General features: G+C 72.0%; 21 protein-coding genes and 1 other RNA gene. 8 read left to right on the forward strand and 14 right to left on the reverse strand.

From position 1 onward, the window contains the following. Positions 1-2: 2 nt before the first annotated feature. Positions 3-422, forward strand: coding sequence for an SPW repeat protein (locus tag AC5L36_RS32455; protein ID WP_441222579.1), 420 nt, complete (start codon positions 3-5; stop codon positions 420-422). Between the two features lie 12 nt (positions 423-434). On the opposite strand, the gene AC5L36_RS32460 is transcribed toward AC5L36_RS32455, so the two are convergent. Then, positions 435-887 (reverse strand): helix-turn-helix transcriptional regulator, encoded by a 453-nt coding sequence (locus AC5L36_RS32460; RefSeq protein ID WP_441222580.1) that lies wholly within the window; start codon positions 885-887, stop codon positions 435-437. Positions 888-1,095: 208 nt separating this feature from the next. Between AC5L36_RS32460 and AC5L36_RS32465 the strand changes: the two genes are divergently transcribed. Beyond that, positions 1,096-1,470 (forward strand): hypothetical protein, encoded by a 375-nt coding sequence (locus AC5L36_RS32465; protein ID WP_441222581.1) that lies wholly within the window; start codon positions 1,096-1,098, stop codon positions 1,468-1,470. A gap of 466 nt (positions 1,471-1,936) precedes the next feature. Here AC5L36_RS32465 and glnA read toward each other — a convergent pair whose 3' ends face one another. After that, a complete protein-coding gene (glnA, locus tag AC5L36_RS32470; protein WP_441222582.1) occupies positions 1,937-3,289 on the reverse strand; it encodes a type I glutamate--ammonia ligase in 1,353 nt (450 codons plus the stop codon). Positions 3,290-3,456: 167 nt separating this feature from the next. On the opposite strand from glnA, the gene AC5L36_RS32475 reads away from it, so the two are divergent. The 4 genes from AC5L36_RS32475 to panB all read left to right on the forward strand — a co-directional run bounded on the left by AC5L36_RS32475 (position 3,457) and on the right by panB (position 7,516). Further along, the gene (locus AC5L36_RS32475; protein ID WP_441222583.1) at positions 3,457-4,248 is read left to right on the forward strand and encodes a hypothetical protein; all 792 of its coding nucleotides are present in this window, start codon (positions 3,457-3,459) and stop codon (positions 4,246-4,248) included. Beyond that, positions 4,215-5,972 carry an NAD+ synthase gene (locus tag AC5L36_RS32480; RefSeq protein WP_441222584.1) on the forward strand — a complete coding sequence of 586 codons (1,758 nt, stop codon included), beginning with the start codon at positions 4,215-4,217 and terminating at the stop codon, positions 5,970-5,972. Before AC5L36_RS32475 ends, AC5L36_RS32480 begins: the two co-directional genes overlap by 34 nt. 27 nt (positions 5,973-5,999) lie before the next feature. Further along, positions 6,000-6,575 (forward strand): Uma2 family endonuclease, encoded by a 576-nt coding sequence (locus AC5L36_RS32485; protein ID WP_441222585.1) that lies wholly within the window; start codon positions 6,000-6,002, stop codon positions 6,573-6,575. A gap of 110 nt (positions 6,576-6,685) precedes the next feature. Then, on the forward strand, positions 6,686-7,516 hold the full coding sequence (gene panB / locus AC5L36_RS32490; protein ID WP_441222586.1) for a 3-methyl-2-oxobutanoate hydroxymethyltransferase: 831 nt from the start codon (positions 6,686-6,688) through the stop codon (positions 7,514-7,516). 542 nt (positions 7,517-8,058) lie between these two features. Here the strand turns inward: panB and AC5L36_RS32495 are convergent. From AC5L36_RS32495 to rnpB, 5 genes are all read right to left on the reverse strand, one after another. Beyond that, positions 8,059-8,778: a helical backbone metal receptor gene (locus AC5L36_RS32495; protein ID WP_441222650.1), complete on the reverse strand. Its 720-nt coding sequence runs from the start codon at positions 8,776-8,778 to the stop codon at positions 8,059-8,061. A 26-nt stretch (positions 8,779-8,804) separates the two neighbouring features. Then, entirely contained in the window at positions 8,805-10,220 is a 1,416-nt protein-coding gene (locus AC5L36_RS32500; protein WP_441222587.1) for an RNB domain-containing ribonuclease, read from the reverse strand. Positions 10,221-10,257: 37 nt separating this feature from the next. Continuing rightward, complete coding sequence (locus tag AC5L36_RS32505) at positions 10,258-10,911, reverse strand: hypothetical protein (protein WP_441222588.1); 654 nt, start codon at positions 10,909-10,911, stop codon at positions 10,258-10,260. Between the two features lie 66 nt (positions 10,912-10,977). Beyond that, entirely contained in the window at positions 10,978-11,181 is a 204-nt protein-coding gene (locus AC5L36_RS32510) for a hypothetical protein (protein WP_441222589.1), read from the reverse strand. 283 nt (positions 11,182-11,464) lie between these two features. After that, positions 11,465-11,874: RNase P RNA component class A (gene rnpB, locus AC5L36_RS32515), an RNA gene on the reverse strand. Positions 11,875-11,910: 36 nt separating this feature from the next. On the opposite strand from rnpB, the gene AC5L36_RS32520 reads away from it, so the two are divergent. Beyond that, positions 11,911-12,669, forward strand: a complete 759-nt coding sequence (locus AC5L36_RS32520; protein WP_441222590.1) for a sulfite exporter TauE/SafE family protein — start codon at positions 11,911-11,913, stop codon at positions 12,667-12,669. Here the strand turns inward: AC5L36_RS32520 and AC5L36_RS32525 are convergent. The 5 genes from AC5L36_RS32525 to AC5L36_RS32545 all read right to left on the reverse strand — a co-directional run bounded on the left by AC5L36_RS32525 (position 12,666) and on the right by AC5L36_RS32545 (position 17,723). Beyond that, on the reverse strand, positions 12,666-13,787 hold the full coding sequence (locus AC5L36_RS32525) for a bifunctional RNase H/acid phosphatase (RefSeq protein WP_441222591.1): 1,122 nt from the start codon (positions 13,785-13,787) through the stop codon (positions 12,666-12,668). The genes AC5L36_RS32520 and AC5L36_RS32525 overlap by 4 nt on opposite strands. Before the next feature lie 425 nt (positions 13,788-14,212). Further along, positions 14,213-14,953 (reverse strand): zinc ribbon domain-containing protein, encoded by a 741-nt coding sequence (locus AC5L36_RS32530; RefSeq protein ID WP_441222592.1) that lies wholly within the window; start codon positions 14,951-14,953, stop codon positions 14,213-14,215. After that, positions 14,950-15,765, reverse strand: coding sequence for a Nif3-like dinuclear metal center hexameric protein (locus AC5L36_RS32535; protein ID WP_441222651.1), 816 nt, complete (start codon positions 15,763-15,765; stop codon positions 14,950-14,952). The genes AC5L36_RS32530 and AC5L36_RS32535 overlap by 4 nt, the downstream gene beginning before the upstream one ends. 163 nt (positions 15,766-15,928) lie before the next feature. After that, positions 15,929-16,489, reverse strand: a complete 561-nt coding sequence (locus AC5L36_RS32540) for a flavoprotein (protein WP_441222593.1) — start codon at positions 16,487-16,489, stop codon at positions 15,929-15,931. A gap of 4 nt (positions 16,490-16,493) precedes the next feature. Next, positions 16,494-17,723: a helix-turn-helix domain-containing protein gene (locus AC5L36_RS32545; protein WP_441222594.1), complete on the reverse strand. Its 1,230-nt coding sequence runs from the start codon at positions 17,721-17,723 to the stop codon at positions 16,494-16,496. 236 nt (positions 17,724-17,959) lie between these two features. On the opposite strand from AC5L36_RS32545, the gene AC5L36_RS32550 reads away from it, so the two are divergent. Then, entirely contained in the window at positions 17,960-18,637 is a 678-nt protein-coding gene (locus AC5L36_RS32550) for a bifunctional DNA primase/polymerase (protein ID WP_441222595.1), read from the forward strand. Positions 18,638-18,748: 111 nt separating this feature from the next. Here AC5L36_RS32550 and AC5L36_RS32555 read toward each other — a convergent pair whose 3' ends face one another. Together AC5L36_RS32555 and AC5L36_RS32560 are read right to left on the reverse strand one after the other, a co-directional pair. Further along, positions 18,749-19,954, reverse strand: coding sequence for a DUF1501 domain-containing protein (locus tag AC5L36_RS32555; RefSeq protein WP_441222596.1), 1,206 nt, complete (start codon positions 19,952-19,954; stop codon positions 18,749-18,751). 2 nt (positions 19,955-19,956) lie between these two features. Further along, positions 19,957-21,921 carry a DUF1800 domain-containing protein gene (locus AC5L36_RS32560; protein ID WP_441222597.1) on the reverse strand — a complete coding sequence of 655 codons (1,965 nt, stop codon included), beginning with the start codon at positions 21,919-21,921 and terminating at the stop codon, positions 19,957-19,959. Positions 21,922-21,952: the final 31 nt, after the last annotated feature.

The following is a 21,952-nucleotide window of genomic DNA, read 5'->3' on the forward strand; positions in this document are numbered from 1 at the left end:
CGATGACTGCGACCGCGATCGAGCAACACCCCGACATCGCCGCTCTCCGGGCCCGGTACGACCGGGTGGCGGAGACCCCGACCGCACAGCTGGTCGAGGGCCTGACCCTACTCACCGGCTTGTACCTGGCGATGTCGCCGTGGGTCGTCGGCTTCACCGACCACGGCAGCCTGGCCGCGAGCAACCTCTTCTCCGGGGTCGCGATCGCGCTGCTGGCTCTCGGCTTCGCGTCCGCGTACGGCCGCACGCACGGCATCGCCTGGGTCGCGCCGGTGATCGGCGTCTGGACGATCGTGGCGCCCTGGCTGGTCAGCGGCCCGACGGCGGACAGCTCCGCGGTCACCAGCACGGTGATCACGGGCGCGCTGGCGGTGCTCTTCGGCCTCGGCATGCTCACGATGGGCATGCGGCGCCGGATGTAAAGGCAGGGCCGGTCAGTGGCCGGCGACGATCAGATCGGCAGCGGTGAGCCGGCGCGGGGGCGCCGGCTCACCCGTCGCCACCAGAGACTCGATGCGGTCCGTGCGGAAGGCACGGACCGCATCACGCATCCGGCACCAAGCCACCAGGTACCAATAGTCGTGGTCGGCGATGTAACCCAGCGGCTCGATGCTCCGCGTGGTGGCCGTGCCGTGCCGGTCGGCGTAGTCGATCCGCAGCACGGTGCGCTCGTGCAGCGCGTCCGCGACCACCCGCGGCACCACCGGGGTCGTGTCGCGGGACGCCCGGTCGGCCAGCTCGCGGGCGGTCACCAGGTCGGCGTCGGGCATCACGCGCACCAACTTGCGCAGCGCCGAGGCCGCGTCGGCGTGCAGCGGGGTGCCGGCCAGGCCGTAGAGCGCCATCGCGATCGCGACCGACTCCGTCGGCGTGACCTCCAGCCTCATCCCATCGACGCTACGGCCGGCACCCGTGATCGAACAAGTGTTCTAGTCGATTCCTGTGCGCGGGCTGGTGACGCAGCGCGCGAAACAACGCTTTCCGCGCAAGGCAGACCCGGATTTTCAGCGCCGCGACAGGTTGCGCAGGGTGACAGCCCAGGTCACGCCTCCAGCCTCGGGCGGGTACCCCCTTCCGAGCGAATTTGGAGGTTTCATGAGTAGGCGTATCTCGAAGCGGGCGGCCCTTGGCGGGCTGGCCGTCGCGGGCGTGCTGTCGGTGGGCATCGCCGCGCCGATCGCCGCGTACGCCGCCGACCGCGACGGCCGGCCGCCGTCCGGCTCCTACTACGGCCAGGGTTACGGCCCCGGCCGCCCCGGCGACGGCAAGGACCGCGCCGCGCGGGACGCCGAGTTCGCGGCGGCGCTCGCCAAGGAGCTGGGCATCCCGGAAGACCAGGTGGCGGACGCGCTGAGCAAGGTGCGCGAGCAGCTGCGTCCCGCGGGCAAGCCCGGCGAGGGCCGCGGTCACGGCCCCCGCGGCGGCCAGCCACCGTCGCCGGAAAGCCCGGCACCGACCCCGACCAAGTAACCGAAGCCGGATACCCAGGCGACGTCCGGCACCACCGTGCGTCGCCTGGCCGCTTCCGGGTCACGGTGGCCTCACCCGTCCGCCGCTGGTCACGCTTACCCCGGCGGCCCCTACGACCCGGCTGGGTGGGTGCGCGCGGGATGCGTTTGCTCTGCTTCCCTATAGTGGCCACCCCCGGGTGGACCCGCCGCCGGCAGGCAAGGCCGCCGGTCGCGGCGGTGGTGGGCGTTGCCCCGACATCGCCCGTCGCCAGCCCGGGCGAGGGCAATGTCCGGCAACTTCCCCACCGCACCACGCCTCGACGTGTGAACGCACTGACGCGCTCAGCTCGACAGCTTCCCCGACAGACCAGCCCGCGGCCCGCCGCGGGAGCAACGGTCTGGACCACGACGGACATCGCGGTAGCTCAAATCTCTGTCCAAATAAGGGATTCGGTGGTCGAAGCCACCCCGACTCCGAAAGGTCTCTAGAGGGCGCCCAGGTAGCGCTGGCGCTCGTACGGGGTGACCTCGCGGCGGTACTGCTCCCACTCGGCGCGCTTGTTGCGCAGGAAGAAGTCGAAGACGTGCTCGCCGAGCACCTCCGCGACAAGCTCGGAGCCGGACATCACGTCGATCGCCTCGGAGAGGTTTTCCGGCAGCGCCTCGTAGCCCATGGCCTTGCGCTCGGCGTTGGAGAGCGACCACACGTCGTCTTCGGCGCCGGGCGGGAGCTCGTAGCCCTCCTCGATGCCCTTGAGACCGGCGCCGAGCATGACCGCGAACGCCAGGTAGGGGTTGGCCGCCGAGTCGAGTGAGCGGACCTCGACGCGGGCCGAGTTGGGCTTGCCGTACGCGGGGACGCGGACCAGTGCGGAGCGGTTGAGGTGGCCCCAGCACACGTACGCCGGGGACTCGGTGATCCGGTCGGGCAACGCCTGCGGGAAGAGCCGCTTGTACGAGTTGACCCACTGGTTGGTGACCGCCGTGTACTCCCGGGCGTGCACCAGCAGGCCGGCGATGAACGCCTTGGCGACCTTGGAGAGCTTCATCGGGTCGCTCGCGTCGTGGAACGCGTTGCGCTCGCCCTCGAAGAGTGACAGGTGGGTGTGCATGCCGCTGCCCGGCTGGTCGGTGAACGGCTTCGGCATGAACGTGGCCCGCACGCCGTGCGACAGCGCGACCTCCTTGACCACGTGCCGGAACGTCATGATGTTGTCGGCGGTGGTCAGCGCGTCGGCGTAGCGCAGGTCGATCTCCTGCTGGCCGGGCGCGACCTCGTGGTGGCTGAACTCCACCGAGATGCCGATCCGCTCCAGCGCGAGCACGGCCTGGCGGCGGAAGTCGCGGGCGATCGCGTGGGTGGTGTGGTCGAAGTAACCGCCCGCGTCGACCGGGATCGGCACCGAGCCGTCGGCCGGGCCGTTTTCCAGCAGGAAGAACTCGATCTCGGGGTGGGTGTAGAAGGTGAAGCCCTTTTCCGCCGCCTTGGACAGCGCGCGGCGCAGCACGTGGCGCGGGTCGGCCCAGGAGCCGCTGCCGTCGGGGAGCAGGATGTCACAGAACATCCGGGCGCTCTCGCCGCTCACGCCGCCCTCGAACGGGAAGACCTGGAACGTCGTCGGGTCGGGCATGGCGATCATGTCGGACTCGAAGACGCGGGCGAAGCCCTCGATCGCCGAGCCGTCGAAGCCGATGCCCTCGTCGAACGCCGCCTCCAGCTCGGCTGGCGCCACCGAGACGCTCTTGAGCGTGCCGAGCACGTCGGTGAACCACAACCGGACGAACCTGATGTCGCGCTCCTCGAGGGTGCGGAGCACGAACTCCTGCTGACGGTCCACTTCAACCCCTAGTGACGCTCTAGCTGCGCTTTGCTGGCGGATCAGTCTCCCGCTGCGCCGTTACACCGACGTTACGTGAAGAGACCGCTGGCCGCCGTACCGGGTCCCGGCGCAACCTGTCCGGTTCGTGGCCGTTGATACCAAAAGTACGGGAGGGGACAAGCGCCATGCCACGATTCCGCATGATCGCCGGCGGGGTCGCGCTCGGTACCGCGCTGGCCGGGGTGATCGCGCTGGCCGGCGTCATCCACGTGCGGGTGAACCACGGCGACCGCGACGCCGCGCCGAGCCCGTCCGCGCTGGCCGGGCCGCTCACCGCCACACAGCCCGAGCTGGCCGACGCGCTGCTGGGCGACCGCGACCTGCCCGACGGGTACCGGTCCGCGCCAGCCACCCGGCCCGCGCCGGTCGAGGACACCGGCCGTACCGAGCGGTGCCGAGCGCTTTTCGAGCGTCCCTGGGACGTGGCCGGGGCCGGCGCGCGGGACCGGGCGGTCGGCGACTACGCCGGGCGGCAGCGGGCCGCGCTGCTCCGCCAGGCGCTCGCGCTCTTCGAGCCGGGCGGCGCGGCCCGCGCGATGGGCGAGCTGCGCCGGGCGTCCGGCTCGTGTCCCGAGTTCGACGCCCGGTTGGAGGACGGGACCGCCGTCCGGGTCCAGCTCCGCGAGATGGCTCTGCGGCGGGTGGGCGACGAGGCCTACGCAATACGTTTCACCGCCCGTCCCCTGGAGGCCGGCGCTCCCCGGTACGGGTACCTGGCCGTCGGACGGCTCGGGCCGGTGCTGTCCGTGCTGCGCCACGTGGGTCCGACCGCCTCCGAACCGGCGCACGTGGCCGGGGTGCTGGGCCGGGCGCTGCGGCGGGCGGAACCCCTCGTGCGGCCTCTCACAGGGCATGAACGGCCCGGACTTGGGAAGATGAAGCCATGCCGACTCTGCGCCTCGCCCTCGCCCAGGTAAACCCGACCGTCGGCGACCTGTCCGGCAACGCCGCCATCGTGCGCGAGTGGAGCCGGGCCGCGGCCGACTCCGGCGCCCAGCTCGTCGCGTTCCCGGAGATGATGCTGACCGGATACCCGGTGGAAGACCTGGTCTTCCGCGAGTCGTTCGTGGCCGCCTCGGTCGCCGCGCTGGAGCGGCTCGCCGCCGACCTGGCCGCCGACGGCCTCGGCGACCTGCCGGTCGTGGTCGGCTACCTCGACGCGGACGGCGCGGCCCGGATCAGCGCCGAGGCCGAGCCCGACCGCGGCCCGCGTGACGCGCTCGCGCTGCTGCACGGCGGCCGGGTCGCCGCCAAGTACTACAAGCACCACCTGCCCAACTACGGCGTGTTCGACGAAGACCGCTACTTCGTGGCCGGCGACTTCCTGACGGTGGTGCGCGTGGCCGGCGTCGACGTCGCGCTCACCGTCTGCGAAGACATCTGGCAGGCCGGAGGTCCGTTCGCGGTCGCCCGCGCGGCGCGGGTGGGCCTGGTGGTCAACATCAACGGCTCGCCGTACGAGCTGGACAAGGACGACGTACGGCTCCCGCTCGTCGCCCGGCGCGCCCAGGAGGCCGGCGCCGCCGTGGCGTACGTCAACATGGTCGGCGGCCAGGACGAGCTGGTCTTCGACGGCGACTCGATGGTGGTGGCCGCCGACGGCACGCTGCTGGCCCGCTCGCCACAGTTCGGCGAGCACCTGCTGATCCACGACCTCGACGTGCCGGCGGCGGACCCCGAGGCACCGGAGGGCGACCTAGGCGAGATGAGCGTGCGGCGGCTGGTGATCGACCCGGTGCCGGCCGCACCTTCGACCCCGGTCGAGGGTGGTGTCGCCGAGCGGGTCACCGACGAGGCCGAGGTGTGGCAGGCGCTGGTGCTCGGCCTGCGCGACTACGTCCGCAAAAACGGCTTCCGCTCGGTCGTGCTCGGCCTCTCCGGCGGCATCGACTCCTCGGTGGTGGCGGCGATCGCGGTCGACGCGCTCGGCCCCGACCGGGTGGTCGGCGTCTCGATGCCCAGCCAGCACTCGTCCGAGCACTCCCGCGACGACGCGGCCGACCTCGCCAAGCGCACCGGCCTCGACTACCGGATCGAGCCGATCCAGCCGATGGTCGACGCCTTCCTGGCCAACATGTCGCTCTCCGGCCTCGCGGTGGAAAACCTGCAAGCACGCGTGCGCGGGGTGATCCTCATGGCACTGTCCAACCAGGAGGGCCACCTTGTGCTCACCACGGGCAACAAGAGCGAGCTGGCGGTCGGATACTCCACTTTGTACGGTGACTCGGTCGGCGGCTTCAACCCGCTCAAAGACGTGCCGAAGACGATGGTGTGGACGCTCGCGAGGTGGCGCGACGCCGAGGCCGAGCGGCGCGGCGCCGAGCCGCCCATCCCGGAAAACGCGATCAGCAAGCCGCCGAGCGCCGAGCTGCGCCCGGGTCAGCTCGACACCGACTCGCTGCCCGACTACCACGAGCTCGACGCGATCCTGGCCGGCTACGTCGACGGCGACAAGGGCCGCGACGACCTGATCGCCGAGGGCCACGACCCGGCGGTGATCGACAAGGTGCTGCGCATGGTCGACGTGGCCGAGTACAAGCGCCGCCAGTCCGCGCCGGGCACGAAGATCTCGATAAAGGCCTTCGGCCGCGACCGCCGGCTCCCCATCACGAACAGGTGGCGCGAGCCTTTCGACCGGTAGCATGGGCAGATCGAGGGAGGTTGAGCCATGACCGCAGTGCACCCCGGCCGGCGGTTGCGGGTTGAGTTGCCGCCACGCCCACTCACCCTTGACGATGTGGCGGAATTGGCGGCCGCCGATGAGTATGGACACCGTTACGAGCTCGTTGACGGTAGCCTCATCGTCGTGCCTCCGGCGGATTTCGACCACGCGGAGACCATCACTCGCCTGACGGTTTGGTTTGTTGCCAACGGATATGGCACACACCAGGTGCTGTCCTCACCCGGCGTCCGGATCACGGAGCGGAACTCTGGCCGCGTTCCAGACTTGATCATCCTGCGGCGGCGCAGAGACGGGCGCACGGTTTGGGCCGACCCCGCCGATGTCGCCGTGGTGATCGAGGTTGTTTCGCCCGGATCCGAGCGCGTTGACCGCGAGACCAAGCCAGGTGAGTACGCCCGGGCCGGGGTCCAGGAATACTGGCGGATCGAGCGCGGCGACAACGAGACCACCGTGCACCAGTACCGGCTGGGTCAGGGCGAGCGCGGCGAGCCGGCCTACGTCAGCCACGCCGCTGTCCTGCTCGACGACCTCCTCGCCGGAGCGCCGCCCGCCCTCGCGTAACGCGTGTGAAATCTTCCACTAACACCTGACGTGTCCGGTAGGGGCGGTGGGAGGCTTGCTCCAGTGACCCGGGGACCGCGTGCGCGGCCTCGAGGCGAGAGGAGACGACGATGTCCGAGCCGACCCTGTACGGCGGCCCAGCCACCCGGCGTGTGCGTACGCGCGACCTGATCGCGGCAAAGCAGCGCGGCGAGCGGTGGCCGATGCTCACCTCGTACGACCAGTACACGGCGGCCATCTTCGACGAGGCCGGCATCCCGGTGCTCCTCGTCGGCGACTCCGCGGCCAACAACGTGTTCGGCTACGAGACCACCGTCCCGGTCACGGTCGACGACCTGCTCCCGCTCGTACGCGCCGTGGTGCGCGCCACAAAGCGCACGCTGGTCGTGGCCGACCTGCCCTTCGGCTCGTACGAGGAGGGCCCGACGCAGGCGCTGCGCACCGCCGTCCGGTTCATGAAGGAGGGCGGCGCCCACGCGGTCAAGCTGGAGGGCGGCCGCCGCGTGGCCGAGCAGATCGCCGCGATCACCAACGCCGGCATCCCCGTGATGGCGCACGTGGGCTTCACCCCGCAGAGCGAGCACGCCATCGGCGGCTACCGCGTGCAGGGCCGCGGCGACGCCGCAGAAGACGTGGTGGCCGACGCCCACGCGGTGGCGGAGGCGGGCGCGTTCGCGGTGGTGCTGGAGATGGTGACCAGCGAGGTCGCCAAGCGCATCACCCACGACCTCCCCATCCCGACGGTGGGCATCGGCGCCGGCCCGGACACCGACGCCCAGGTGCTCGTCTGGCAGGACATGGCCGGCCTCCGCACCGGCAAGGCCCCCCGCTTCGTCAAGCGCTACGCCGACCTGGCCGGCGCGCTGACCGACGCCACCAAGCGCTTCGCCGACGAGGTGCGCGGCGGCGAGTTCCCCGGCCCGGAGCACGCCTTCCACTAGAGCTTCCAGGTTTCCCGACGACGTCGCTCTAGTCGGCTACGACCACGGCCAAAACCCTCAATTCAAAACCGAGATTTGGGCTACCGCGACGTCCGCGGTGGTCCAGACCGCTGCGCGGAGTCCCCGGGGAAACGTGGAGCGCAGCGGAGCGTTTTCTTGGGGTGCATTTCCCGCGGCCTCACCCGTCCGCAGTTGGTCCCGCTCACCCCAAGGCGGCCTTGCCCGGCCGCGCGGGCCCGGCCAGGACGGGTGTGCGCGCGCATCCCCTTTGCTCTGCTTCCCCATAGTGGGCACCCACACCCAGCGGCGATCGACCCGTCGACCGCCTCCTATAGGGAAGCAGAGCAAAGGCCCCCGGAGCACCTCACCCACCCCCGGGCCACCGGCCCGGGGATCGCTGTCGAACCCCGCACGCACAGGCCGGCAGCAAGGGGTGAGCGCGACCAACGGCGGACGGGTGAGGCCGCGGGAGCAACGGCCTGGACCACGACGGACGTCGCGGTAGCTCAAATCTTGAAAATGACCGTAACCCTGAAAGATCTCTAGACGCGCAGCTGGGACTCCAGGACGGCCCGCGCCTCGACGAGGGACGGGCCGTACCACGTCAGGTGGCGGCCGGAGACGAGCACGCACGGCACCCCGGGGAACGCTTCCGGGCCGTCGTCGGTCGTGAAGGCGTACGGCTCGTCGGGGAGCACGACGACCTCCGGGTCGCGGGCGAGGATCTCGGCCAGCGGCGGGCGGGGATAGCGGTCGGGCGCGTCGTCGTAGAGGTTGTGCACGCCCAGGCGGCGCAGCACGTCGCCGGCGAAGGTGTCGCGGCCCAGCACCACCCACGGGCGGCGCCAGACGGGCACCACGGCGCGCCTCGGGGGTGCGGGGGCGGGCCGTGCCCACGCGGCCCGCGTCTCGCCCAGCCACGGCGGATCGGGCGCGCCGAGAGCGGCGAGCAGCCGCGCGAGCGAAGCCAGCGCCTCGTCCAGCGTGCGCGGGTAGGTCACCCACACCGCCACGCCCGCGGCCCGCAGCGCCTCGACGTCTTCGCGGCGGTTCTCCTCCGCGTTCGCCACGACCAGATCGGGTGCCAGCGCCAGGACGCGGTCCACCGACGGGTACTTGGAGCCGCCCACCCGCGGCACGTCGAGGCCCGGCGGGTGGGTGCAGTAGTCGGTGGCGCCGGCGAGCAGGTCGGGGGTGCTCAGCGCGATCGCCTCGGTCAGCGACGGCACCAGCGAGACGACGCGGCGCGGCGGGCGCTCCACGGGTACCGCCGCGCCGAGGTCGTCGTTCACCCCGAGAAGGTGAAGAGGACGCGCCGCTGCCCCGGGTCGGCGGTGACGAGGCGGGCGCGGATGCGTTCGCCGAGCGGGAGGGCGCCTTCGCAGCGGGCGCGTACCGGCGGCTCGTCGAGCGCGATCATCCCGCCGGGCACGCGCTTGGGGCGGTCGTCGAGGTCGAGCACCGCCGCGTCGAACTCCTCGCCCACGCGGCCGGCGAGCAGCATCGCCTCGGTGAGGTCGACCGCCGCGCGCTCGGCGGCCGAAGCGACGCGGTCGGTGTCGGCCATCACCTCGGGCAGCTTGGGCAGTGCGGCGCCGGCCCAGTCGGGCACCGGCATGCCGGCGAAGAGGGCCAGGCACACCTCGGTGACGTACCGGTCGGCCAGCCGCCGCAGTGGCGCGGTCACGTGCGCGTACGGCGCCGCCACCGCGCCGTGGCCCGGGTCGTCCGGCACCTTGCCGTCGAACGCCGTGTAGCCGGCGCCGCGCATCAGCTCGGCCGCGTGGTCGAGGAACGCCGCGGCGCGCGGCTGTGCCGGGTCGACGCCGGCCACCACGCGTCCGACCGGCGCGCCGTCGGGCCACTCCACGCCGAGCGGCGCGGCCGCCGCGCGGAGCTTGGCGATCGCCTGCTCGCGGGGTGCGGGCATGGTGCGCAGCAGGCCGATGCCGCCGTCGAGCATGACGCGCGCGGCGGCCATGCCGGTCAGCAACGAGATCTGCGCGTTGAACTCCTCGACCGGGTACGGGGCGCGGAGCACGAGCCGCCACCCGGTGCCGTCCGGTTCGATGTCCTGCTCGGGCAGCGGCAGGCTGATCGCGCCGCGCGCGAAGCCGCGCTCGACGAGCAGGGTGCCGAGCTGGGGCAGCGCCGCGATCGGCTCGGGCAGCCGCCCCGCGTCGGCGTCCGCCTGTACACCGGCGTAGTCGAGCTTCGCGCGGCTGCGTACCCGTGCGCGTTCGAGGTGTACCGACTGGGTTTCGCCCGAGGAGTCGAGGTCGATCGTCCACACGACCGCGGCCCGCTCCTGATCGGGCAGAAGGCTCACCGCGCCCTCGCTCAACGCGACGGGATGCAGCGGCACCTTGCTGTCGGGAAGGTAGACGGTCTGGCCGCGGCGCCAGGTCTCTGCCTCGAGTTCGCCGCCGGGGCGTACGTACGCGGCCACGTCGGCGATCGCGTAGTGCACCCGGTAGCCGCCGTCGCGGCGCCCGATCCACATGGCCTGGTCGAGGTCGCGCGAGGTGGGCGGGTCGATCGTGACGAACGGGATGTCTGTGCGGTCGGCGGCCGGAAGTGCGGTGCGGAAAGCCGCCTCGTCCGCTTCGCGCTGCGCCGCGGGCGGGAACGCCTCAGGGAGTTCCAGCTCGCGGCGCAGCTCGCCGAAGTCGATGCGGGGTGCGACAACGCGTCGAATAACCACGCGGTCATTCTTACTCAGCGCGCCGCACCCCGTTGTACTAGCGGGTGGTGCGAGTGGTCGTCTTGCGGGCGGTGGCCTTGCGCGCCGGCGCCTTCTTGGCCGCCGTGGTGGTGCGCTTGGCCGCGGTGCTCTTCGCCGCCGTCTTCTTGGCGACCGCCTTCTTGGCCGGAGTGGCCTTGGTCGTCGTCTTCTTCGCGGCGGTCTTGCGCGCGGTGGTGGTCTTCGCGGCGGCGGTCTTCCGCGCCGTCGTCGACTTGGCGGCCGCGGTCTTCTTGGCCGTGGTCGTCTTCTTGGCAGCCGTGGTGGTCTTCTTCGCGGCCGCCTTACGCGCGGTGGTGCTCTTGGTCGCGGTGGCCTTCTTCGCGGGGGCCTTCTTTGCCGCTGTTCTCGTCGCCGGCGCGGTCTTCTTGGCCGCGGTTTTCTTGGCGGTCGTCGTCTTCTTGGCGGTGGCCGTCTTACGAGCGGTCGTCGACTTCGTCGCCGAAGCCTTCTTCGCCGCGGTGGTGGTCTTCTTGGCGGGGGCCTTCTTCGCCGTCGCCTTGCTCGTGACGGTCTTCCGTGCGGCCGTGGTCGCCGGCACCGCTGCCTTGACCTCGTCCACCGCCGGCTGTGCCTCAGGCTTCGCCGTGCTGTTCTTGGCAGCCGCGCGTTTCGCGGCCGGGGTGCTGGTGGCCTTCTTCGCTACGGCCATCTCTGTCTCCTCCTTGCGAATGTGTCCCGCGCTAAGCCGACGGCCGCGCGTGCGGAACCGTGTCGATTACTTGTCCTCCCCGGACCAGTGGGCGTCTTCCTCATCCCACTTGTCATTGCGCTCACGCACCTGCTCGAGCGCACGCTCCGCTTCCTGTGCGGATCCGTACGGACCGAGCGTGTACTTGGCCGGGCACGAGTTGGAGTCGTCCTCGACGCGGTGGTGGCGCACACACCAGTAGTACCGTGCGCCACTTCCGCCGTTAGTCATGAGATCACTGTGCACCGCAAACCGAACAAGCGCCACCTTTTCCGCAGAAAAATCGGACGCGTCTCCACAATAGACCAGCCCGGTAGACAACGGTAGGCGGCTCGCCGCGTGACGCGATTCGAAGAGAAAGCCTTATTCGATAAGGGATTTATCCGCGTAAGCGCAAGGACCCGCACACGGCCGCGCCCGTGACCGCGTCCCAAAAAAAATTCTTGCGCCATGACACCCGCGTGGCGTACGTCAGCCTCCACTGTGGCCCTCCACGCGAGTGGAAGAGGTGCGACGGACGAGTCGGCCTGTACGCCGGATTCTGTCCCGGCGGCATGTGCCGCCGGTGGCGGCCATCCATCTCGGCCTACCGTTGCCGGCAGGCTCCAGCGGCCTACCCGCAGGCATCGGACGGGCCGCCCTCAAACGCCTGCGCGAGCCGCCGCCTCGCGGTGGCGACTCTTCTTGGCCTTGCTCCGGGTGGGGTTTACCGAGCCGCTCCGGTCACCCGGAGCGCTGGTGGGCTCTTACCCCACCGTTTCACCCTTACCGCGCCGAAGCGCGGCGGTCTGTTTTCTGTGGCACTGTCCCGCGGGTCACCCCGGGTTGCCGTTAACAACCACCCTGCCCTGTGGAGTCCGGACGTTCCTCGGCAACCACGCGCTCCTAGGAGCACGAAGCTGACGCGACCGCCCGGCCGACTCGTCCGTCGCGTCCTCAATCGTACTAGCCTCGGCGGCGATGGATCTTCCAGGAATGGCGCTGCTCGCCGCCGCCGGTTTGGGCGCGGGCACGGTGAACGCGATCGCGGGCGGCGGCTCGCTCATCACGTTTCCCGCGCTCATCGCGGCGGGGCTCGCGCCCGTGCCGGCGAACGTGACGAACTCCGTCGCGGTCAGTCCCGGCTACGTCGGAAGCGTGGTGGGCAGCCGCGCCGACCTACCGCGCGAACGCCTGCGCGCGCTCGTGCCGCTCGCCGTGCTGGGCGGCTTCGCCGGGTGTGTGCTGCTGCTCGCCACGCCGCAGCGCGCGTTCGAGGTCGTGGTGCCGTTCCTCGTCCTCGCGGCCGCGGCCGTGCTCGCCTTCCAGGACCGGCTACGGCGGCTGGTCGGCCACCCGAAGAGCATGGCTCCGCGCCGCCACGCGATCGCGCTGTACGGGCTCGTGGCGGTCGGCGGGGTGTACGGCGGCTACTTCGGCGCCGCGCTCGGCGTGATGCTCGTCGCCGGGCTGGCGTTGCTCCTCGACGAGCGGCTCGCCCGGATCAACGCGCTCAAGAACCTGCTCTCCGCGGTCATCGGCGCCGCCACGGTCGTCGCGTACGCGGTCTTCGGCCCCGTCGACTGGGTGGGCGTCGCGGTCATCGCGCCGGCGACTCTGCTGGGCGGGTACGCCGGCGCGCGGCTCGCCCGCCGAATGCCGGGCGCCGTGCTGAAGGGGGTCGTCGTGACCGCCGGCACCGTGGTGGGACTGGCGCTACTCGTACGTGCGTTCAGTTAGCCGGCGAGGTGCGCGGTCTCGTTGACCATCCGCACCGCCACACCGCCGTCCCCCCACATGTCCACGATGGACAGGCCGGCCGGGTCGAGGTAGAGCCGGTGGAGGAAGGCGTCGCCGGCGGCGAGCGCGTCGCGCAGCAGGATCTTCAGCGGCGACACGTGCGAGACGACGACGACCGTGCTCTCCGGGTAGCCCTTGTGGAGGGTCGCCACGACGCGGCGCACGCGCGTGGCCACGGCGCGGAACGACTCGCCGCCCGGCGGTGCCTCCTCAGTGGACCCCAGCCAGGCGTCCATCTCGTCCGGCCACTGTGCACGGACCTCCGTGAAGGTCTTACCCTCCCACGCGCCGAAGTCGCACTCGACGAGGTCGGGCTCGACCTCGACCGGTACGCCGCGGCCGAGCGTCTCGGCGATGATCTCCGCCGTGCGCGTGCACCGCACCAGCGGCGAGCTGACGACGGCGGCGACCGAGGGCGCGAGCGCCTTCACGCGCGCGCCGGTCGCGCGGGCCTGGGCCAGCCCGGCGTCGGAGAGCGGCACGTCGCCGCGGCCGGAGTAGCGGCGCTGCGCGGTGAGCGCGGTCGCGCCGTGGCGGACGAGGAGCAGGCGTGTGGGCGTCGCGGCGGGCGGCTCCCACGACGGGCGGACGCTACCGGCGGCGGGTTGCTCTTTTCCCTTCGCCGCACCGCCGCCCGGGGCGTCACGCGTGATCCCGGCCGCCTCGTCCATCGCCTTGTTGGCGAGCGCGTCGGCGTGCTTGTTACGCTCGCGCGGCACCCACACGAACGTGACGAGCTCGAACCGGCGCACGAGCGTGGCCGCCTGGGCGGCGAGCGGGCGCAGGCCCGGGTTTTTGATCTGCCAGCGGCCGGACATCTGCTCCACGACGAGCTTGGAGTCCATCCGCACCTCGACCTCGGACGCGCCGAGCTCGGCCGCGGCGCGCAAGCCGGCGAGGAGCCCGGAGTACTCGGCGACGTTGTTGGTCGCCACGCCGAGCGTGTCGGACCGCTCGGCGAGGACCTCGCCCGAGTTGGCCTCGCGGACGACCGCGCCGTAGCCGGCCGGCCCGGGATTGCCCCGCGCGCCGCCGTCGGCCTCGACGACGACCCTCACAGTGCCTCCTGGTTCGCTCGCTCGTGCGGCACCGAAGGCGACGTCTTCCTCCGCCACCCCGAAACCCCGACTACGTCGGCGGGCCGGCTCCGTCCAGACGCCGCCGCGCCAACTCGCTCGCTCACAGTGCCTCCTGGTTCGCTCGCTCGTGCGGCACCGAAGGCGACGTCTTCCTCCGCCACCCCGAAACCCCGACTACGTCGGCGGGCCGGCTCCGTCCAGACGCCGCCGCGCCAACTCGCTCGCTCACAGTGCCTCCTGGTTCGCTCGCTCGTGCGGCACCGAAGGCGACGTCTTCCTCCGCCACCCCGAAACCCCGACTACGTCGGCGGGACGGCTCCGTCCAGACGCCGCCGCGCCAACTCGCTCGCGCGGGGCCCCCGGGGAAACGTGGAGCGAAGCGGAGCGTTTTCTTGGGGTGCGATTCACAGGCCCGACTCCGCGGTGCGGACCATGATGCGGCGGCACTCCTCGCAGCGCACCACCTCGTCGGGCGGCGCGGCCTTTATCCGGGCGCGCTCGCTGCCGGCAAGCTCCAGCCGGCACCCGCCGCAGCGGCCGCCCTTCAAGAGCGCGGCGCCGAGGCCGCCGGACGACTCCCGGATCTTGTCGTAGAGGGCGATGAGGTCAGCCGGCAGGTCGGCGACGAGGGGCTGCCGCGCGGTGGTGCGAAACTCCTCGTCCTTGACGATCTCGGCCAGCGCCTGGTCGCGCCGCGCCTCGGCCGCCTCGCGCGCCTCCCGGCCGGCCTCCTGCTGGGCGAGCAGCTCGTCGAGCGTCGCCTGTGCGGTCTCCCGCTGCTCCATCAGCTCCAGCTCGGCGTCTTCAAGCTCGCTCTGCCGGCGGGTGAGCGAGACGAGCTCGTGCTGGAGCGCCTCCAGCTCGCGCGCCGGCCCGCGCCCGGTGTCCAGCCGCGCCTGGTCCTTGTCTTTGCGTGAACGCACCTGGTCGACGTCGCGCTCGATGCGCGCGATGTCCCGGTCGAAGTCGTCGACGGCGACCTGGGCCCGCACGCGCTCGTCCTCCAGCGCGGACAGCTGCCGCGCGAGGGTCTCCAGCTCGGCGTGCTCCGGCAGCGTACGGCGCTTGTGGGCCAGCTGGGCCAGCGCGGTGTCGATCGCCTGGAGGTCGAGCAGGCGTCGCTGTGCTTCCGGGTCTGCCTTCACGAGCGGGGCTCCTTCAACGAGTCGTGCACGGTCCACGGGTCGGTGTCGAGATCGGAGACGACCGTCTCCACACCGCAGGCGTCGCGCAGGTGCGCGGCCAGGTCGTCCAGCCACGGGCGCTCGGTCGCCCAGTGCGCGGCGTCGAGCAGCGCCGGGCCACCGCTCGCGATGTGCTCGCTGACCGGGTGGTGGCGCAGGTCGGCGGTGAGGTACGCGTCGACGCCCGCGGCGGTCGCGTCGGCGAGGAACGGGTCACCCGCACCGCCGCACACCGCCACAGTCGAGATCACCCGATCGGGCCGGCCGGCCGCCCGTACCCCCCAAGCTGTTTGGGGAAGGGTGCGGGCCGCGTGGTGGGTGAGCTCGGCGAGGGTCATGGGCGCCGGAAGGCGCCCGATCCGGCCGGTGCCGCGACCGTCGCCGTCCGGGCCGTCGCCGGACGAGGCCGGCTTCAGCGGGCGCAGGTCGGTCAGGCCGAGCCGGGCGGCGAGCGCGTCGGAGACGCCCGGGTTGGCGACGTCGGCGTTGGTGTGCGCGACGAAGAGGGCGATGTCTGCCTTGATGAGCTGGTGGACGATCCGTCCTTTGTACGTCGTCGGCGCCACCGACGACACCCCGCGCAGCAGCAGCGGGTGATGCGCCACGATCAGGTCGGCGCCCACCTCCCGCGCCTGCGCCACCGTCTCCGGCACGCAGTCGACGGCGCACAGCACCCGCCGCACCGGCGCCTCCGGCTCGCCGAGCACCAGGCCCACCCGGTCCCACGACTCCGCCCACGACGGCGGAAATCGCGCGTCGAGGGTGGCCACCAGGTCCGCCACGGTGGGTTCAGTTGTCACGGCGGCGAGGCTACCAGCGCGAGGACGCCCTTCTCACGGTCCTCTCACACACGGTGGCGCAACGTGTCCCCATGACGGAGAACCTCCACCGCGACCGCCGGCAACGACTCGGCGCTCGGCGGCGCGCGGGTGGGCGTCAGCTTCGGCTAGGCCCTGCCTCGACCCGCGAGTGCAGGGCTTCGAGCGCGCGGCTCCACGGAAACGTGTCGCGGTGCTGCTCGCCCGTGCCGGGCGGGTGCAGCGGGAAGAAATCGTCGCCGAACAGCACGGTGATCCCCCACCCGCGCAGCCGCGCCAGGCTTTCCCGGAAGGCGGGGTGCGAACCCATCGCCACGTTGGTGTACGGCATGACGACGATCGGCAGCCCCTTGCCCTGCCCCTCGACGACGAGCCCGAGGGCGAGCGTGTCGGCGATGCCACAGGCCCATTTGTTGACCGTGTTGACGGTGGCCGGCGCGACGATGATCGCGTCCGGGGCCGGCAGCACGTCGGGGTCGCCGGGGTTTTTGTAGAGCGTGCGGACCGGGTGGCCGGTCTGGAGGGCGAGCGCGGGCACGTCGACGAACTTGCGGCCATCCGGCGTGACGACCACACACACGTCCCAGCCCTCGCGCTGGGCCTCCGTCACTAGCCGGCCCACGTCGCGGGCGACCGGCGACCCGCACGAGATGACGTAGAGCACGCCCCGGTCGCTCACCCGCTCATACTCCCACCCCCATGTGCTCGGCGAGCTCCGCCACCGGGGTCGGCGGTGCCCCCTTGGTGCGGCGCAGCACGTCCGAGAGCACCTCGTGTGCGATCGGCCGGCAGCGGATCTCCGAGGGGGCGAGGCGGTCGCCCTCCAGCAGCATCTCGCTGGCCCGCTCGACGTCGCCGATCTGGGTGTACCCCCGGGCGATGTCGATGAAGTGGTGCGCGCGCCGCTCCGGCAGCAGGGCGGCGAACGCGTCTCCGTCGATCTGCTCGTGGGTGTCGACCGCGACGCGCCCCTCGCCCAGCTCGACCGCTGCGGCGGCGCGGTGCAGCTGGACGTTGGTGGGCCCGAACGAGGTCCACAGGTGGTTTTGGTCGCTGCCCAGCTCGAGGGCGGCTTCCTCGGCGGCGGCGAAGAGATCCCGGACGGTCGCGCTGTCGCCGATCCGGGCGGCCGCCATCGCGCCGTTGAGCAGCAGCATGCCGTACACCGAGAGCCGCTCGGGCGTGGCCTCGTTTTCGTCGCCGGGCGCGAGCCGGTTGGCGATGTTGACGTTGACCTCCAGCGCCGGGCGGGCCCGGCCGAGCGCGAGCAGCGCGCTGCCGACCCGGTAGCTGGCGATGCCGGCCAGCAGCTGGTCGCCGGCCCGCTGTGACACGGCGATCGAGCGGTCCGCGGCGAGCCAGCACAGCTCGTGCTCGCCCAGCTTGCGCAGGGTGGACGAGGCGATCTGGTAGATCTGGCCGAGCAGGTGCGCGGCCTCGTTGGACTGCTCACCGTCCGCGTACGCCGTGTCGGCGGCCTGCCCGTCGCGCAGCAGCTTGGGCAGCGCGCGGGCCAGTACGCCGTACTTCGCGTGCTGGTAGGTCAGCCAGGCGTGGCTGACCGCCTTGCGCATCTCCGGCAGCGGCAGTGCCTGCGTGGGGGCGAAGAAGAACGCGCTGATCTGGTCGTAGCGCTCCAGGGCGGCGCGGATCTCCTCCACCTCGACCTGGTCGATGCAGTTGACGCTGTCGATCCGGCGCTCCGGCTCCTTGCCCAGCAGGAGTTGTACGTCGACCTGGAGCACGTCTGCTATCTCGTAGACGACGGAGAACTTGTCGAGGCGGCGGACGCCCCGTTCGACCTTGTCCACCCAGCTCTTCGACTTGCCCAGCCGGTCGGCGAAGACCTGCTGCGACATCTTGCGGCGCCCGCGCCAGTACGCGACGCGGCGCCCGATGGGCAGCTCATCCACGTCGTACCTCCCCCTGCCTCGCCGGCGACCGGGCCGGTTGGGCGGTGCGGTCCGTTTCGTCACTCATTCGGGGCCGATCGCACACTCTGTGCGCTGGCACTTCGGCCCTCGCTCGTAGTTTCTGATGCAAGTTGCAAGCAGCTCTCTGTCAAAGGCAACGACCGCGTGTCGTGCTTGGTGACGGTGCCCGGCGCCTGATATGACGCCAGACCGCTGACGTGGGAGGTTTTCTGACCATGCGGTGGAGTCCTCGACCGCCATTCATACGATCTGTGGTGCTCGACCGCTCCCGGCTGCGCCACTCGGCTCTGCGCTACGCGGAGCACGGCTGGGACGTTACACCCGGCGCGTACCTCGCGGGAGACAGGTTTGACTGTGCCCGCCCCGGCTGCCCGACCGTCGGCTGCCACCCGGCGCTGGAGCGCTGGGAGGAGGCCGCGACCTGCGACACCGCGAAGGTCGCGGACTGGTGGCGGCGGGCGCCACACGCGGTGCTGCTGCCGACCGGACGAGCGTTTGACGTGCTGGAGGTGCCCGCCCATCTCGGCCTCCGGGTGCTCGGCGCGGCCCGGCTGCACGCGAGCGTGCTCGGGCCCGGCCGTGGCCAGGTGCGCGGGCCGGTGGCGGTGACGCCGACCGGGCGCTGGATGTTTCTGGTGCGCCCGGGTGATCCGCTGCGGCCCGAGCTGGACGACAGCCTCGACGTGGTGCGGCACGGTGCCGGCTCGTGGATCCCGGCGCCGCCGACCCGGCTGCCCGAGGGGCTGGTGCGCTGGTCGGTGTCGCCGGAGGAGACCCGCTGGCGCCTGCCCGACTCCTACGCCGTGCAGGGGATGCTGGTCGACGCGGTGGGCGCGGCGTCGCGCGGGGCGCAGCTGCCCCGGCAGACGTCCACGTTGCGCCGCGCGGCATAGCGGCATAGCAGCCAAGGTAACGGCGCCCATCGTGGTGGTCGAGCCCCGGATGGGTGACGGCATACCGGCATCTTTGCCGGTTTCGCGGCGGCCATAGATCCGCCAGATGGCCTATGCGTTGAACAGTTTCATCGGCGCGTAGCGGCGCTGCGGGAAGATCTTCGCCACCTGCGCGTCGGTCAGGCCGAACTGGCCCTGCACCACCGACCCGTACACGTCGAAGAGGTTGTTGAACTCCGGCACGTCGCCGCTGTCCAGCGTGCCCAGACCGTCCCACCGGCCGATCAGCGAGCCGCTCAGCTTGCGGCCGGACAGCAGCATCACGACGCCGCCGTGGCCGTGGTCGCTGCCGGTGCCGCTCTCCGCCACCCGCCGGCCGAACTCGCTCGACACCAGCACGGTCACGTCGGCGGCCGCCGGGCCGAGGTCGGCGAAGAACGCGGCCATCCCCCGGGCCAGGTCGGTCAGCCGCCCGTGCAGGTATCCGCCGTCCTGGGTGCCCTGGTCCTCGTGGGTGTCCCAGCCGCCGTCCGCGATGGCGGCGACGCGCACGTTGGCGCCGCCCTTGATCAGGTGGGCGACCTGGCGGAACGCGAGCCCGATCCCGTCGTACTCGACGCCGTCGGCCGGCCGGTAGGCCATGCCGGGCACGGCGCGCACCGCGCCGAGCGTGGCGGCGACGGCGTCCTGGACGGGGTGGTTGATGTCCTTGTAGAGCGCGCCGATCGCGGCGAGCGTCGGATCCTTGAAGCGCCCGTCGCCGTTGAGCGCCAGACCGTCCACTGTGCTCAGCGACAGCGCGCCGTTGGTGCCCACCAGCGAACGCGGGAGCGTGGCTCCGACACCGACGCCGCGGAAGGCGGTGCCCGGGCCGAGCTGGTCGACGAGGCGGTCGAGCCAGCCCCGCCCGCCCGCCTCGCGGGGCAGGCCACCGAGGTCGCACATGTCGACCGCCTGGAAGTGGCTGCGGGACAGGCGCGGGTCGGAGACGGCCGGGACGAAGCCGAGCAGCCCGTCCTTCAGGGCACCCTCCAGCGGCCGGAACGCGCTGTTGAGCCGGAACGAGCGATCGACCGCCAGCGCGGTGCGCTCGGTCATCAGCAGGTTGGGGCGGGCGTCTTCGAGCACGGACTCGTCGGTCGGCGCGACGACGGCGAGCCCGTCGAGGCCGCCGTGCAGGAAGACGTGTACGAGCGTGCCCTTGGCCGAGGCCGCGTACGCCGCGCGTCCGGGCAGCGCCTGGCTGGTGGCGACCGCCGTGACGGTCGCCGCGGCACCGGTGAGGAACCCGCGCCTGCTGAGTTCGTGGCTTTTCATGGCTACCTCAGCAGGTGTTGGGGAGAAGCGAGGATCACCCGGGCCACGGCCACCGCCGCGCCGTTGAGCGTCGCGTCGACCGCCGCGCCGGGCGCGAGGCCGGCCACGCCGGTGATCGTCCGCAGGGCTTCCGGGGGCAGCGGCTGGTGCACGAGCCGCTGGGCGAGGGCGGCGACATAGGGCAACGCCGTCTTCGGCGGGTTGGCGCCGACGAGCTGCTCCGGCCGCTGGTACGTGAACATCGGGCGGCTGCCCGCGACGGCGTCGGCGGCCTCGTTCCAGAACGCGACCATCGTGCTCGCCGACGACCACGCGACGAAGACGTCCGGGTAGCCGGTCGGGCCGGGCGCGCCGGCCGGGTAGTGGCCCAGCTCCTGGAGGCGCCCCTGGAGCTGCCGCATCCCTTCGGCGAACGGCGTGCGGTCGGGCCCACCGGCCCGGTAGCTGGCCGGCGTCTCCGGTGACACGCCGAGCGTGCGGTACGTCGCCACCACGTACTCCAGCGGCCGGCGCACCTTCTGCCCGACCGCCGCCCAGAACTCCGAGGAGCTGAGCAGCTCCAGCAGCACCGGCTTTACCGCACCGCGGTTGACCGTGTAGCTGCGGGCCAGCCGCTCCACCAGCGCCGGCGGCGGGGTGTCCGAGACGAAGCGGGTGGCCAGCCGCGTCGCGATCCGGCGCGCCGTCGAGGGGTGGTTGGCCAGGTACCGGAAGTACTCCTCGCCGGCCTGCTCGCCGCCCGCGGCCGTGGTGTTCGGGTGGCTGAACCCCATGACCTTCACGGCGCCGACGTAGTGCTTGTCGGCGCGGTACACGTACCGGTCGTCCTTGACCGCGCGGCCGGTCTGGAGCAGCGCGGCCTGCCGCACGTCGCGCTCGGTGTAGCCGCCGTCGACGCCGACCGAGTACCGCTCCAGGTTTTCCCGGGCCAGGTTGTCGGTCACCTCGTCCTTTGTGGACTCCGACTGGTTGAGGTAGGTCAGCAGGGCCGGGTGGCGGTTGGCGGCGACCAGCATGTCCGGGTAGTTGTCCAGCGCGTACCGCCGGATCACGTCACGGTCGAACGACGACCGCAGCACCGGCGAACCCTCGTGGAACGCGGGCACGTGCAGGAAGTCGTTCCAGAAGTCGACCATCACCTCGAAGACCTGGCGGTCGGACCAGATCTGCCGGGCGATCGTGGCCTGCACCATCTCGTCGTCGGCCCGGATGCCCTTGGCCTCGTGGTCCTTCCGCGCGGCGCGCAGATCGGCGACGCTCATGCCCAGCGTGGTCAGGTCGCCAAGCTTCGCCTCCGCGGGCGTGGCCGGGATCCGCTCCGGGTCGAGCTGCTGGCTGATCCACTCGTCGATGCCGACCCGCGCGACCTCCGCCATCACCTTCTGCGTGGGACCGAAGGTGAGCCGGCTGACCAGGTGGCGCACCGGATCGTTGGCCAGCGCGGTCGGCACCGTCACCTTCGTCGCCTGCGCGGCGATCGCGGGGCTGGAGAAGCGCCGGCCACCGGCCGGGATGTTGCCGCGCAGCGCGTCGCCGGCCTTGGAGGCCATGTACGACTCGTTCTGCTCGGTGTACGTGCGCACGGTGCTCGGCTGTTGCCCGCCGGGGCGCGCCGGGTTGCCGTCGCTGGCCTCGTCGGCCGCCGGGTCGTAGTCGGACCGGCCCAGCGCCCAGTCGACGACCTCCTGCCCGCCCGGCGTCGCGGCGAACGCGGTGCCGCCGGTGAGTGCGGCCAGCCCACTGATGCCGAGGATCGCCTTACGCCGGCCCATCCGCGCGCGCCGCTTTTTGGGTGCCGTGACGGGCACCGCGGCCGGCTGCGGCTCGGCCGGCGAGCGGGTCGGTTGCTCCGAGGCGCGGTGCCGTGGCGGCGGCGGCACGTAGGGCCGGTAGTGATGCGAGTGCGGCTTTTGCTGCACCGCCGGCTCGGCGTGCTGCGCGTGGCGAGGCACACTCCGATCGACCATGCACCAGTCCCAATTCTCACCAATACTCAGT

This window comes from Phytohabitans sp. LZ39 (assembly GCF_059359075.1).